10 protein-coding genes and 4 pseudogenes are annotated in these 13,426 nt (G+C 60.1%); 4 read left to right on the top strand and 10 right to left on the bottom strand.

Annotated elements, in window-relative coordinates; translation table 11 throughout:
- Positions 1–15: 15 nt before the first annotated feature.
- The 7 genes and pseudogenes from EV130_RS24160 to EV130_RS24130 form a co-directional block, all read right to left on the bottom strand.
- Positions 16–717, bottom strand: a complete 702-nt coding sequence (locus EV130_RS24160; protein WP_132661699.1) for a hypothetical protein — start codon at positions 715–717, stop codon at positions 16–18.
- A 319-nt stretch (positions 718–1,036) separates the two neighbouring features.
- Positions 1,037–2,002 (bottom strand): MBL fold metallo-hydrolase, encoded by a 966-nt coding sequence (locus tag EV130_RS24155; RefSeq protein WP_132661697.1) that lies wholly within the window; start codon positions 2,000–2,002, stop codon positions 1,037–1,039.
- Positions 2,003–2,093: 91 nt separating this feature from the next.
- Positions 2,094–2,918, bottom strand: a complete 825-nt coding sequence (locus EV130_RS24150) for an alpha/beta fold hydrolase (RefSeq protein WP_132661870.1) — start codon at positions 2,916–2,918, stop codon at positions 2,094–2,096.
- A 254-nt stretch (positions 2,919–3,172) separates the two neighbouring features.
- Positions 3,173–3,473, bottom strand: a pseudogene (locus EV130_RS24145) (tautomerase family protein).
- Positions 3,474–3,512: 39 nt separating this feature from the next.
- A complete protein-coding gene (locus EV130_RS24140) occupies positions 3,513–4,517 on the bottom strand; it encodes a zinc-dependent alcohol dehydrogenase family protein (protein ID WP_132661695.1) in 1,005 nt (334 codons plus the stop codon).
- Positions 4,518–4,658: 141 nt separating this feature from the next.
- Entirely contained in the window at positions 4,659–7,520 is a 2,862-nt protein-coding gene (locus EV130_RS24135; protein WP_132661693.1) for an ATP-binding protein, read from the bottom strand.
- 191 nt (positions 7,521–7,711) lie between these two features.
- On the bottom strand, positions 7,712–8,674 hold the full coding sequence (locus EV130_RS24130) for an SDR family NAD(P)-dependent oxidoreductase (RefSeq protein ID WP_165918564.1): 963 nt from the start codon (positions 8,672–8,674) through the stop codon (positions 7,712–7,714).
- 261 nt (positions 8,675–8,935) lie between these two features.
- On the opposite strand from EV130_RS24130, the gene EV130_RS24125 reads away from it, so the two are divergent.
- Complete coding sequence (locus EV130_RS24125) at positions 8,936–9,574, top strand: hypothetical protein (RefSeq protein WP_132661868.1); 639 nt, start codon at positions 8,936–8,938, stop codon at positions 9,572–9,574.
- A 21-nt stretch (positions 9,575–9,595) separates the two neighbouring features.
- On the opposite strand, the pseudogene EV130_RS24120 reads toward EV130_RS24125, so the two are convergent.
- Positions 9,596–10,069: pseudogene (locus EV130_RS24120) on the bottom strand (OB-fold nucleic acid binding domain-containing protein); the annotation flags it as partial.
- Positions 10,070–10,124: 55 nt separating this feature from the next.
- On the opposite strand from EV130_RS24120, the pseudogene EV130_RS24115 reads away from it, so the two are divergent.
- Both EV130_RS24115 and EV130_RS24110 read left to right on the top strand, forming a co-directional pair.
- Positions 10,125–10,307: pseudogene (locus EV130_RS24115) on the top strand (SOS response-associated peptidase); the annotation flags it as partial.
- A 41-nt stretch (positions 10,308–10,348) separates the two neighbouring features.
- A complete protein-coding gene (locus EV130_RS24110) occupies positions 10,349–10,609 on the top strand; it encodes a hypothetical protein (protein ID WP_132661689.1) in 261 nt (86 codons plus the stop codon).
- A 390-nt stretch (positions 10,610–10,999) separates the two neighbouring features.
- Here EV130_RS24110 and EV130_RS24105 read toward each other — a convergent pair.
- A pseudogene (locus EV130_RS24105) lies at positions 11,000–11,471 on the bottom strand (AtaL-like protein).
- A 37-nt stretch (positions 11,472–11,508) separates the two neighbouring features.
- Positions 11,509–12,378 carry an SDR family oxidoreductase gene (locus tag EV130_RS24100; RefSeq protein WP_132661687.1) on the bottom strand — a complete coding sequence of 290 codons (870 nt, stop codon included), beginning with the start codon at positions 12,376–12,378 and terminating at the stop codon, positions 11,509–11,511.
- A gap of 104 nt (positions 12,379–12,482) precedes the next feature.
- Here EV130_RS24100 and EV130_RS24095 point away from each other — a divergent pair, with 104 nt between their 5' ends.
- Positions 12,483–13,373: a LysR family transcriptional regulator gene (locus EV130_RS24095; RefSeq protein ID WP_132661685.1), complete on the top strand. Its 891-nt coding sequence runs from the start codon at positions 12,483–12,485 to the stop codon at positions 13,371–13,373.
- The last annotated feature ends 53 nt before the right edge of the window (positions 13,374–13,426 follow it).

Here is a 13,426-nt window from a genome sequence, read left to right as displayed (position 1 = left end):
TCCAATCAAAGGGCGTCACAAAGCAGCCTCCCAAAAAGGATGGCCGAAAATGTCTATGGGTGTGGCGCTGCATTCGGGGCAGTGCCACATATTAGCGGCCATCTGCGCTCCGCTAAACGCTCCGTTGCAGTGAAGACAATGCCATTCCTTCGACAACTCGGAACGCAAAGGGTGAAGGGCGTGCCCCTCTGCATCGGGCTTTGTTGAACGGCGCGGCCAGTCGGCAGCAATCCGGGAGCGGAGCCCCTCGGCAGCGGCCTGCGCTATCGCCAAAGCCTTCTCGCGAAATGCCAAGTCCAAAATGGGATTGTCTTTGGCTCGCCGGTAAATCGCAATCTGCGGCGCTTCTGACGGTGCCTGCTCGACGAGAATCGACCAGCCATCTCCGCCCATGAGCACCTCAAACGCGACGCTCAGCGTGTAGTCATGGCCATCAATGCTGCCCTGAGTCTCCTCTGGGAACAGGAAAAACGGAAGTTTGGGTTCCCCCTCACTCTTCTTAGGAGGAGCGACCTCCTGTGAAAGGCGTTCCATATTCTCCCATTGCGCAGGAGAGGGTCGCCAGCCTTTCTCCCAGGCGACTGTCAGAGCCCGCCAGTGTTGATGGTCGAGCTCGTTTGCAACGACATCAAGGGCCTCAAAATGCGCAATGCGCCTCGTCCGGGCGTAGCGTTTTGCGATCGTCTTCAGATAGTGAATGTCTTCATGATTAGTCATGGTTCATTCCTCGTTTACGAACCTGACTAGGTGCCCACTGCCAATCAAGTCCGCCCAACGGGAACGGTCATGAAATATTGGAAAAGCACTGCATTGCTTCGCGTGGGTGGGCACACCGGCCTGCGCTCAAGGCCAAATAAATGCTAAGAAAAATCTCTTTCTTGGTCAAGAAGATCGTAAGGAGGGCACACGCACGGCTCCAGCCAAGCAAGAAGTCTTCCTGGCATGCGAGTTATTTTATAGTGCAAACAATGACATAGCGGTGCCCAGTTTCATCTCGTCCGGCGCGCCATTTTTCTAATTCTGAAATCGGTCTGACCTAGACGCCGGCGTAGACCAGCCTCGTGAAGAAAGCGGGATCAATCACGAACTGACCCCACTTCTCGTCGAACGCCACCGTGGGCTTCGCCTCGACTACCTCGTCGAGGGAGCGTCCCTGGCGTTTGAGCTTCGCGACGTTCTCGCGGATGGCGACCAGCATGTCGCGGAAATCGCGCAACTCGGCGCGGTTGCTCACTGGGTTGCCATGACCCGGTATGATGATGGTCTTGTCGGTGGACGCAGCGAGGTTCGCTTCAGAGGCCGCGATCATTCCGTCGATACTTCCGCCTGTCGAGTGATCGATGAACGGATAAATGCCGTTCCAGTATGTATCGCCCACATGGAGGACATCCGCCTCGCCGAACATCACAGAGATATCGCCGTCCGTATGGGCCGGGCCGTAATATTTCAAACCGAGGGTCTCGCCATTGAGCTTCAGCGTATGCTCGTTGGAGAAGACATGCTGGGGAACACCGCTCCGCGCCAGCGGGAGAAAATTGTAATCCCAGTCCTCTACCCGTTGGACCTGCGAAAGATGCTTGCGGGTATTCTCGTGCGCGATGATTTTTGCACCGCCGGACCCGATCCAGGGATTTCCATCCGCGTGGTCGAAATGCCAATGGGTGTTGATCAAGTGGGACACGGGGTCCGGCGAGATGTCGGATAGCTCCTTGGTCATCTGTTTCCGAGAGACACTGATCCCGGCGTCCACCATGACGAGGCCGTCCTTCCCGCCCAACACCGCGACGTTGCCGCCGGATCCTTCGAGGATGGTGATGCCGTTCCTCAGCTTGTGGGTGGAGATGGCGGACTTGGCGGCGCTGTCCTTTATGAGGCTAACCAAGCCGCGCGCCTCCGCATAGGCCTCGCGGGGGCTTAACCACCCTCCCGTGGCGGCGAATCCTGCAGCACCGATGCAGCAGAGGCAGAATCCACGGCGCGAGAGCATGTGATCGGATTTCATGACATACCTTTCCGCAGCCGGTCTCGAACGAGCCGACGGCTTTCGAACGGGGTTTGGTGAGGTCGAGGGCAGGTTGCGGCCCGCCCGGCCGTCAGGCGTTGATGAAGGCCAGAAGGTCTGCGTTGATCACGTCGGCGTGCGTCGTGAACATTCCATGGGGGTAGCCGTCATAGACCTTGAGCTTCCCGTTCTTGAGCAACTTCACCGAAAGTTCCGCGGAGCCGGCGATGGGAACGACCTGGTCGTCGCTGCCGTGCATCACGAGGACCGGGACGTCGATGACCTTCAGGTCTTCCGTGAAATCGGTCTCGGAAAAGACCTTGATGCATTCGTAATGCGCGTTCGCGCCGCCCATCATGCCTTGCCGCCACCAGTTGCGGATCGTTCCTTCGGAGATGGCCGCACCGGGGCGGTTGAAGCCGTAGAACGGCCCGCTCGCGATATCGAGGTAGAGCTGCGCCCGATTTGCGGCCAACGCCGCGCGGTATCCGTCGAACACCTCGATCGGAAGTCCGCCCGGATTTTGCTCGGACTTGACCATGACCGGAGGGATTGCGGAGATGAGCACCGCCTTGGCGACCCGGCCCTTGCCATGTCTGGCGACATACCTGGTGACTTCGCCGCCGCCCGTCGAATGGCCGATGTGGACGGCGTCGCGCAGGTCGAGAGCCTCAGCCAGGGCTGCGACGTCGGCTGCGTATGTATCCATGTCGTTGCCGCCCGAGGTCTGACTGGAGCGGCCATGACCCCTTCGGTCGTGGGCGATGACCCGGAAACCCTTGCCCAGGAAGAATAGCATCTGGTTGTCCCAGTCGTCGGCACTGAGTGGCCAGCCGTGGTGGAATACGATCGGCTGACCGGAACCCCAGTCCTTGTAGAATATCTGCGCGCCGTCTTTCGTGGCGATGCTGCTCATGATCTCACTCCCGGTTTCAATGGTTGCACTGGTTGGATTTGAAGACGCCGTGGCCGCGAGCGCCTGCATCGGCAGGGCCGTGACTGCCGTTGCGGCGGTCCCTATCAAGACCTCCCGTCGTGTGACGGCGGGTATCGGAAAATGTACTCTGGAAGTCATGGTCCTTTTCCTTCTTCGCTCGGATGGCTCCGCGCGCGGGCGGAAGTGACGCGTCCGGCTTTCAAGTTCTTGCCCGCGGCTCACGATGCAGGGCGTCAGCCACGGACCGGCGCGGCGTCGGCCCACTCTTTGCGGGTGGTCGGATTGCCGTCGATCGTCTCGACGATGTCCCTGGACTTCGAAAGAGTTGTCATCAGAGACTTTGGCCCCTCGAACGGCCTGCCGCCGATGTGCCAGCCATCCGTGTGCAGCTCCTCGATCAGGACCCAGACGACTTCGCGAAAAGCCTCCGATCCTTCAAACTTGACCATGACATCGGTCAAATGCCTTGGCCATGGCGTGTTTTTCCTCCGGCGTGAAGACGCCGTCGACCAGCTTTACGTTTACGAATGGCATGCCTTTGTTTCCTTCGTTCTAGCGGGTTGAGACTCCCACCTAGCCGGCGACGTCGATGACGATCTTTCCGTTGGCAGTGCGGTTTTCGATTTCGGCATAGGCTTCGGCGATAGTCTCGAAGCTGAAGCGGCGCGGGTCTAGGAGCGGCGTGACCTTCCCAGCCTCGACCAGGCGTTTCGCCTCGCGCAGGATCGCCCCGTGATGGGCGCGTCCTTCACCGGTCAGGATCGGCAGGAGCGTGAAGACGCCCGAGTAGCTCGCAGCCCGGAAGGAGAGCGGTCCGAGGGAATGGGTGCCCCATCCGAGGCAACTGACGACGTGGCCGAACCTGCTGACGGCGTTGAATGCTGCATCGATCCCTGCCCCGCCGACGGTATCATAGACGACGTCGAAGCCGCGTTCGCCCGTGTGGTCCTTCACGTACTCCTCGACTGTGGTCTGATGACGGTCGATTGCCGTCGCACACAGCTCTTCGATCTGCCTCTGCTTCGAAGCCTTATCGACGGCGAAGACATCGGCTCCGAAGGCGCGTGCAATCTGGATTGCTACATGACCGACGCCGCCTGCACCGATTACGAGTACCTTTTGCCGTGCCTGCACCGCTGCGCGATCAACCAGCCCTTCCCAGGCGGTAATGAAGACGAGCGGCAGAGCGGCCGCCTCACGCATGGTAAGGTTGCTTGGCTTTGGAGCGAGGAGATCGGCGTCGACCGAGACGAAGGTCGCCAACGAGCCCTGCAGGCCGCCTACGCCGCCAGTCAAGCCAAAGACCTCGTCCTGCGGCTTGAAGGATGTGACCCCGGGACCGACTGCCTCGACGACCCCGGCTAAGTCCATTCCAAGGATGGCGGGCAACGGGTGGCGAGCGTGCGGGGCCTGTCCGCTCTTGATCTTGAGATCGAGCGGGTTGACGCTGCTCGCCTTGACGCGGACGAGAACCTCCCCCGCCGCGGGAGCCGGGCAGACCATGCGCGTGCGGACAAGCTCCGAGTTCGTTTCAGTGAGGACGAGTGCGTCCATTTCTATAGGCGTGGTGGTCTTCATCAGCCTGCCCTTCATGCTGCGTTGCCGACAATCCGGCGACGGGCAGAAGATGGCAGAACAGGACGGTCCACAGACAGTGAATTGTGGTGAATTCTTGTGTGACGGCCAAGGGCGCGCGCCTGGGGAAAGGCAATTTCTCGGTCAGGAAAGTTCGGCCAGTACCGCCTTCGCCGCGATCAAATCTGCAGTATCCAGACCTTCGCTGAAGCGGTCGTAGACTTCGGCCAGGGCCTTGCGCGCACCAATCCTGTCGCCGCGCGCCAGCAGCGACCGAGACAGACTAACGGCTGCTCTCAGCTCCAGGGAAAGCGCATCTTGCTGTCGCGCCAGTTCCATGGAGCGGAGATAGCACTGCTCGGCTTCGTTGCCGTGTCCACATTGCGCAAGGATGTCACCCTTCAGACGGTAGAGTTCCGTGATGTACCAGAGTTCGTCCTTGTCTTCGCTTGCGGCAATGGCCGCCTCAACGAGCGCGCGTGCTTCGACGTGCTCGTTGAGCGCGGCAAGACCCTCGGCCATGAAGCACACAAATCTGACGTTGTAGAGGTTGAACAGCTTGACCTGGCGCAATTCCGCCAGTGCGTTGCGGAGAAGCGGAACGCCTCTTTCGGCGTATCCCCGTTCGATCAGCAGAGCAGCTTTCCAGCATCGGCCGAACACCTCCCACGGACCAAGCCCGTTCAGCTTGGCCAAATCGAGTAGTTCCGTGATCGCGCAATCAGCCGCCGCGAGGTCCCCGACATGAACGAGGATTGGACATGACCACCGGGCCAACGCTTCGCATAGGGAAATCGCGTGGCCGGAAGCCCTCGCCGCCTCGACAGCGGAATCGGCGGCGCGCACGGCCTGATCCGGGAAGCCCTGCATCCACAGAAGCTGAGCGGGCTGTATTCGTGCCGAAACGGACTGACCGAACCTGAACCTGACGGACCCGCCAGGGGGAATGTCGGTGAAGACATCGTGGGCCAGCATGAGATCGGCGTGGCGGCGGGCACCTCGGAAATCTCCCATGCAGAAGAGGGTCATGCTCAGCATGCGGTCGCCGATGAACCTGTCGAGGCTGTTTTGGGCAAGCCTTACGAACCGATCTGCGTTATCGCGCGACGCACGATACTCGCCCATACCCACCTGCGCCACCCACAAGCCCCAAAGGGCTTCCGCTTGTGCGTCGATGTCTCCCAGCTTCTCGGCTATCTCAAAGGCCTTCGAGAACGCGGCAGGAGCCTGCGGCGCGAACCCGACCTTGAAGGCCTGAGCGAGGCCGAGCGCCCTATAGAGCTGCATGACCTGACGAGCGCGACCGTCCCGCTTCTCTCCTGGATCGAGGCCCAGAAGTGCGCGTTGCACACACGTCAGGCACTCATCGACCAGCGACAGTTGATACCAGAGGGGGACGGCCGAAACAGTTACGGCAATGCCTACATCGGCGTCGCCGTCGTCCGAGTAGGCCCAGTCAAGGACGTAGCGGACATTGTTGATTTGAGAACCGTACTTGTGCAGCCAATCCTCGCTTGACAGGGTTTCAACTTCTTCGTGCGAATGCTCGAGAGTCTCGCACAGGTACTTCGCAAGGCGCCGGACGACGAGGCTGACCTCCTCTTCTTCCTGCAATTTGCTTGCAGCGAAGGCACGTGTCGTATCGAGCAATCGGTATCGTGCCACCTTGCCGTGCGTGTCGACAGCCAAGAGGGACTTCGCCACAAGTTGCGCGAGTTGCCCAGGTACATCGCGTTCGGCGAGTGGGTCGAAAGCAACGGCTGCCGCTGCCTCGCGACCGAATTCGCCAGCGAATACGGCAAGCGCTCGCAACACCGTCTGCTCCTCAGGCGAAAGCGCACCGTAGCTCCAGTCGATCATGGCAGCCAGCGTCTGGTGACGCGGAAGAGCGGTGCGCCGACCACCCGTCAGCAATCGTAGACGATCATTCAAAAGCTCCGCTATCCCTCGTGTCCCGAATGCTTCGACCCGGCCCGCAGCGAGCTCAATTGCGAGGGCGATTCCGTCGAGCTGGCGGCATATGTGGGTGACGATCGGAGCCTCGTCGTCATCGAAGGCATACTCGCTTCCAGACGTTGCCCGCTCCACAAAAAGGCGAATGGCGGGAAATGCCAAGGCATCGGCCGCGGTGAGGCCCGAGCCAAGCGGCGGCATATCCAGGGGCGGAAGCCTGAACACACTCTCCCCTTCCACCCGCAAGGCCTCTCGGCTGGTGGCCAGAACGCTGATGCCTGGAGCCTGCCGGAGCAAGGTCTCCGCTAGTCGCGCGGCGGCGTCCAGTACCAGTTCGCAACTGTCGAATACCAGCAGCATACGTTTGTCACGGAGGTGCGCGTTCAACAGGGAAACGGGATCACCCGTTATCTCCGGGAGCCGAAGCTGTGACGCCAGCACCGACGAAAGAGACGAAGGATGCGGAAGCGGTGCCAGGTCCATAAAGCACACGCCGTGTTCGTACGATGAAGATAGTTCCTCTGCCACGCGGATGCCGACGGTTGTCTTTCCAATGCCGCCCGGACCGACAATGGAGACCAGACGAAACCGTTGCACGCGTCCTTCAAGGATTTCGATTGCCTCCTCCCTTCCGATCGGCCGCGTAAGTTGCCTTGGAAGATTGTTTGGCGCGGCCTCCTCGGCAGGCTTGCTCGCGACCTCCGAATGGGAAAGCGGCGCGATAAACCGATAGCCCCGCGAAGGGACGGCAGCAATATAGCGCGGGGCGGAATGGTCCTCGCTCAGCGCCTTGCGAAGCACGGCGATCTGCGCTCTGAGGTTCGATTCCTCGACTATCGAGTTGGGCCAGGCGCGCGCAATCAGCTCGTCCTTCGTCACGAGCTCGCCAGGCCGCTCCGTCAGCGCGATGAGGATGTCGAGCGCTCGCGACCCGATTGCCACCGGCTCCTGGTCTTTGACAAGGAGGTGCCGCCCCGGATACAGCCGGAATTCGCCGAAGAATTTCGCCACATCCGACGTCGTGGATCCGTTAGGGAATGCGTGTCGCTCCATCCTGACCTGCTCTGAGAGCCAACGGGGAACCCGGCCGATCATAGTCGAACCTGTCGGGTCGGAGAATGACAGCCCAATACAATCTTGGCTCGCGAATGTATGGTAACGAACTAGCGGGCCGTCCCATCTTCTTGGGGATCAGTACGTGCCGTGCCGTCGTCGTAAGGCACCGCGAGATACAACACTGTGCTTCAGGTTATTGCAATATCCAGACCCGTCAACATCGCGCTCATTTGCCACAAACTTTCGGCCTTCTCTGGGTCGATCGCATAAGGGCGCACCCCGAAGGGTCTTTCGGTCTCGACAGAAGCGATATCGCAGTTCTCGCAGTATACCCCTCCTAGAGAATTCAGTGCCGGGAAAGTTGCACACCAGACCGCCGTAGCCGCCCCTTGCCCGGGGGTTTTCTTATCTGCAGCCGGGTCTATCACAGGAGTTCCGTCCGGCTCGAGCGCGCCGACAGCGTCGAATTCGTCTCGGGTTAGATGGCGAATACCTGGTGTGACGATCATCCCCGGATGAACAGAAAAGGCGCGAACTCCATCCGCCTGTCCGCGCCTGTCGAGCGCTACCGCGAAAAGAGCGTTCGCTGTCTTGGATTGACCGTAGGCTATCCACTTGTCGTAGGGTCGGCGAACGAAATCGATATCCTCGAGATCGACATCAGACATCTGGTGGCCTCGGGACGACATGACGATCACTCGCGATGTTCCGGCGGCCAGCAATGCTGGCCACAGAAGCGCCGTGAGCCGATAGTGTCCCAGAAAGTTGATCGAGAAATGGCCCTCACGACCACGCGGATCACGGAAAAGCGGCTGCGCCATTATTCCCGCGTTGAGAACGAGGATGTCGAGCCGATCCTCACGGTCGAGGAAAGCTTTCGCAAACCCTCTAACCGATGCCTCATCCCCAAGGTCAAGGGGCCAGACATCAACACTGTCGATCCCTCTCAACGCTGCGTGGGCGGCGACGGGGTCGAGAGCGGGAACCTGTACGCGTGCCCCCGACATTGCCAGTGCGCGGGTTGTCTCAAGTCCGAGGCCGGAAGAACCCCCAGTCACCACCACAACGTGTCCCCTCAGGTCCAAGCCGCGAGCGACCTCCATAGCCGACATAGCGGGCCCGAACCCGGTCAGCAGCGGTTTTTGAAGCATTCGCAATGTACCTCAGGAGTTTTATCGCCGCCAATGATCCGCACTCGTGGATCATAGATATTACTTGGCCTGCTGTCGCCACGTTCGCTTCGGTGGAGTCGACCTACGCACGGCTCCCGTGGGTCTGTGCCAAACGAACCCATTGTGCCGCCGCCAGCCGACACGCCACCGCGAACATCGGGATTTTCCTCGCCGCGCGAACGTGGGAAATCACCCGGAGTTCCGTTGACGCTTGACCCCTTCAACACCATCTGCTGCGACATGCCCAAGACGAAGACGAAAAGGAAGGAAAGCGACGATCCCGAGTTGATCAGGGAGTGGCCGCTTCCCGTGGTTGCGACGCTCGGATCCGGCGTCAGAGTGAAAGGAATCCTGCAGGAAATCCGCTCCCGGCTACCATCCCCGGTCCGCAAGTCGCTGGATATGCAGGCGGGCGGGCTCATCCTCGTCATGCCAGAGAGTTCGAAGACAGCATTCAGAGCGACGGCATCGGCCATTTCCAACGCGCTGGACGGCATCGCAAGCCTTCCGGTCATTCCTCGTGAGATCGAGGATATCCTGACGATCACGGCATCAGAGCGGAAGCGCTGGCTCGAAGACGGTCGCCTGCCCAGCGCTGGGACGCGAACAGTCAGGCTGCAAGGGCGCGCAAGGAAGATCACCTTTCACGTATTCGACCCACGAGTTGTCGAGGATCTGCTCGACCGTGGCGCCGTGGACGAATGGCGGGAGGAAGACGCTGCGGCGAGGGCGGAAAATCGTAGGCGGGCCGCGTATCAGGCGAAGTTGACGCGTTCGCTGAAGAAAAAGGAAAAAGCCAAACAAAACGAACGAGCCGATGAAGCCGCAGCCGGGTTGAGCGGATGGGACGAGTTCGGGAGCGACGGCCTCCTTCGGTAGGATCGCCAAGGCGCTTTCGCTTCAGTGGAAGTTTCGTGCTTTCACCTTCAGAGTGTCGATGTGCAGATCCCTGACGAAGATATCCCTCGGCTCCGGCACGGGCTTCGGTCGATCCCGCGAATCCGGGCTCGCAGGATAGCCATGCGCGAACTCGTCGCCCCTCCCCGTCGGTAACTTGAAGTCGATATCGCGGTCGGCCAGCCCGGAAAGATCTCCGCTCAGATCAAATAGCTGCTGGGCCACTAGATGAACAACCTCGCCCTCGCGCTGTATCTTCCCGTGGATCGCCATCATCGATGATCCGAGGACGACGCGCCGCTGTTTCTCGAAGAGAGAAGGCCACACGACGATGTTCGCGGGACCGGTCTCATCCTCGATGGTGATGAACATGACATCTTTCGCGGATCCTGGCTTCTGCCGAACCAGAACGAGGCCGGCCGCGCAGACCCATCGCCCGTCGCGGGCGTTCATGGCATCCGCACAAGTGACGACGTTGTGGCCCTCATCTGTCGGAGCACGACATTGGATTCCTGCTGCTCGGCGATCGTCCGCGATGCCAGTCCTGCTGTTCACCAAGGAAGAGATCGATGTGTGGATGCACGCACCCTGGGACAAGGCCAAAGAGTTTGCCCGCCGGGCCCCCAACGAAGCGATTGCGGTCACCTCGCGGGAGCCATATGGATCAAGCATCATCTCGAAGGAGGGTGACCCTCTTCAGGCGAGCCTTTTGTGACTGGAATTTCATGGTGAGGCAAAGTAACATCCAAGCATCTGATGATCGCAGTCAACTGGTACGGCCCATACCGGGACCTCGACGAGGTTCGCTCCATTGCCAGAGAAGAATGGGACCACGCGCTGTATATGTGTATCGGAATGCGGCCGTATCAGCGAAGGGTCAGCATGCAGTACATCGGCATCGGCGGTGCCATACACACCCGCATGAAGCATGATCACCACAAGCTGAAGGAAGTCACGCGCGACCGAGCGTCTGGCTCGGGGAGATTGCGACCGCTGAACCTTCAGGAAAACGCTTGAAGGCTACCAAGACTACGCTCGATTACGCCGAATGGCTTTCAACACGCCGAATAGAGAAGACATAGGTAACAGAACCTACCTAACACATGGGTGACAACCTCGTGCCGAACGGGTTGTCGATGGTTTGTCCTCCCACCATCACTTATCGTCCCACAATGAGGTTGGGTGGGTGCCGCCCACGGCCGACTCACTCCAATGCGTTTTCGCAGGCGCGACGAAAGCGTCGAAATCGCTCCCGCCCGACTGACAATCTGGCGGCCGGTCGGGCCGGATGCACCAAGGACCGTACTTTAGGTGAGGCTGAACGCGTCGGGACGCAGTCATCATTTGTCCCGGCAAGACAGGGCGCCTCCTCAAGAGGCTGCCCTGTTGCTCGTGTTCCGGTGATGATTAGAGCGTTCCCTCTGCCAGCAGTTCGCGGGTCCGCTTCAGCGTCGACAGCAGGGCGGCCTTGTAGCCGTGTTCGCTGGCGAGCTGAGCCTGCTCCGTCTGCTCTTCGCGACCGTTCGGCTGTTTGGCACGTAGGCCCATGTAGCAGTAGAAGCGGATGTGTAGTGCGCCATCTTCATCTTCATACAGTTCGTTGATGATCGCTCCTTCGCGGGGCCCGTCCGCCTGAAAGAAGGTGATCCTACTCTCATGTTCGAGCGTCACGATTTCACGCAGGTCCTTGCCTCCGATCTGCTTCCCGCACGAAATGTGTAGTGCTTTCCTCAATGACCTCGCAACGTGTGCAAAGCCCTGGGGCCAGAAACGAGCGCGCGTCGCGTGCTTTGAGTTCAAGCCCTTTCCATGCCTGAGCGCGCGTCAATGGGGCTTCGCCTTCCGGGTTCACCGGAACTGTGGCAGTTGAATAAATCATGACGATCCCTTGTGGTCAGATAGCTGCTGCGCTTCCGTCAGGCGGAGGCAGCGGTTTCCGAGGCAAAGTCGCGATATGCGCGCAGCGGGCGGCCCAGAAGCGCGGTCAAGCGCTCGACGTCGCCGGCCTCAGGCAGCATCCCATCGGTCAAGAAGCGTTCGCCCATCAGACGCATGTCGTAAGCCATCCAAGCGGGCACGAACTGCTTTAGGTTCTGTTCAAAGCCTTCGGTGCTGTCGCCGCCGTAGTTGATTGGGCGAGCAAGGACGTCTGACCAGATGGAGGCGATATCGGTTCCGGTCAGCACTTCTGGTCCGACTAGGTTGATCCGGTTGAGTGGGAGCGGCTCTGGAGCCTGTTCACGGCGCAGAAGCTCGCGGGCGGCTATTTCGGCAATATCACGGGCATCAATCATCGCAAGACCCTTCGCACCGATCGGCATTGTGTAGGCGCCGTAGCCCGTGATGACGTCTTTGACCATCAGATCGTTCTGCATGAAGTATGCGGGACGCAAGATCGTAGCTTTGAAGTTCATCTGCTCAATCATCCGCTCGACGCTGAACTTGCCAGCGAAGTGCGGCACGTTCACGTAGACGTCGGCGTGGATTACCGACAGATAGACGATCCGCTCGATGCCAGCCGACCGTGCAACGTTCAGTGCGATCAGCGCTTGCGTGAATTCATCTGGCACGACTGCGTTCAAAAGGAAAAGCGTAGAAACGCCAGACATGGCATTGCGTAGTGAATCCACGTCGAGGAAGTCGCCCTGCACGACAGATACGTTCGCCGGTAAGTTCGCTTTCGACGGATCGCGGGCAATGGCGCGCACGTCAGCACCCTGCTTGACGAGGTGTTCGACAACTTGGCGGCCAATATTGCCTGTGGCGCCGGTGACGAGAATGGTCATGGAATTTCTCCGTGTCGGATTGCTTGACACGTCGAATATGTGTGGTTCATTGAGAGTCCAATAGACGGAAAATTTAGACACTCCGTCTCACTGGTGGAACACTCATGGACCTTCTTGCGCTAGCTGATTTCAATCTCGTTGCCCGCCATGGTGGCTTCGGCAAAGCGGCGCGGGCGACCGGCCGGCCGAAGGCGACATTGTCGCGCCGTGTCGCCGAGTTGGAAAGCGATCTCGCTCTGCGGCTGTTTGAACGGGGTGCGCGCAACCTGAAGCTCACCGAAGAAGGACGGGCGCTGTTCGAGCGGACCGGGGCGTTGCTCGCCGAACTGGACGAGACGGCTGCGACGATTGCGTCCGGCGGTCAGAAACCCAAGGGGAGATTGCGGATCAGCGCCCCGTTGCACTTCTCCCAGACCGCCATGGGCAGGATCGCCGCGGGCTTTGCCCTCCAATATCCGCAGGTGAGGCTTGAAGTGACGAGTGAGGACCGGTCCGTCGATATGATCGAGGAAGGCTACGATCTGGTTATCCGAGTCAATCCCGATCCCGACGAAAGCCTGGTCGGGCGGGCGTTTCTGCGCGACCGGCTGGTGGTGGTGGCAAGCCCCGGACTTCCCCGCCCGACCGGCGGACGCGCTGCTCCCGGCGTTGCGCGTGGCGCAGGCGAAGCGCAAACTTGGCAGGTGAAGACAGCCGTCGGCCGGTCGACGATCAAGATCGAACCCGTGCTCATTTTGTCAACGCTCATCACGGTCCGCGATGCGGTGCGCGCCGGCGTCGGTGCAGGACGCCTTCCCATTTCGCTGGTGAGCCACGACCTCGCGGACGGCACATTGGTCAATTGGGGGGAAATCGACGGCCCCGAGGTCACTCTATGGACCCTCTACCCCTCTCGGCGGCTGCTCAGCGCGCGCGTCTCGGCGTTTCTGGACTTTCTCAAACAGGCATTTCCAAATGGAACGCCGGACGAACTAGCCGCCTATATTGGCAGGTGATGACCGAACCCGCTTCGGGCCTTAAAGCCATGCAAAGGACGAAATCGGAGATT

Origin of the sequence: Rhizobium azibense, from assembly GCF_004342325.1 — a bacterium.
Taxonomy (GTDB): domain Bacteria; phylum Pseudomonadota; class Alphaproteobacteria; order Rhizobiales; family Rhizobiaceae; genus Rhizobium; species Rhizobium etli_B.
This window is presented reverse-complemented; position numbering and strand designations above follow the sequence as displayed.

Bases quoted from the DNA above. Each gene is read 5' to 3' on its own strand.
- EV130_RS24140 (WP_132661695.1), bottom strand. From the start codon at position 4,517: ATGAAGACCACCACGCCTATAGAAATGGACGCACTCGTCCTCACTGAA.
- EV130_RS24095 (WP_132661685.1), top strand. From the start codon at position 12,483: ATGGACCTTCTTGCGCTAGCTGATTTCAATCTCGTTGCCCGCCATGGT.
- EV130_RS24100 (WP_132661687.1), bottom strand. From the start codon at position 12,378: ATGACCATTCTCGTCACCGGCGCCACAGGCAATATTGGCCGCCAAGTT.
- EV130_RS24110 (WP_132661689.1), top strand. From the start codon at position 10,349: ATGATCGCAGTCAACTGGTACGGCCCATACCGGGACCTCGACGAGGTT.
- EV130_RS24160 (WP_132661699.1), bottom strand. From the start codon at position 717: ATGACTAATCATGAAGACATTCACTATCTGAAGACGATCGCAAAACGC.
- EV130_RS24130 (WP_165918564.1), bottom strand. From the start codon at position 8,674: ATGCTTCAAAAACCGCTGCTGACCGGGTTCGGGCCCGCTATGTCGGCT.
- EV130_RS24135 (WP_132661693.1), bottom strand. From the start codon at position 7,520: ATGGAGCGACACGCATTCCCTAACGGATCCACGACGTCGGATGTGGCG.
- EV130_RS24155 (WP_132661697.1), bottom strand. From the start codon at position 2,002: ATGAAATCCGATCACATGCTCTCGCGCCGTGGATTCTGCCTCTGCTGC.
- EV130_RS24125 (WP_132661868.1), top strand. From the start codon at position 8,936: ATGCCCAAGACGAAGACGAAAAGGAAGGAAAGCGACGATCCCGAGTTG.
- EV130_RS24150 (WP_132661870.1), bottom strand. From the start codon at position 2,918: ATGAGCAGCATCGCCACGAAAGACGGCGCGCAGATATTCTACAAGGAC.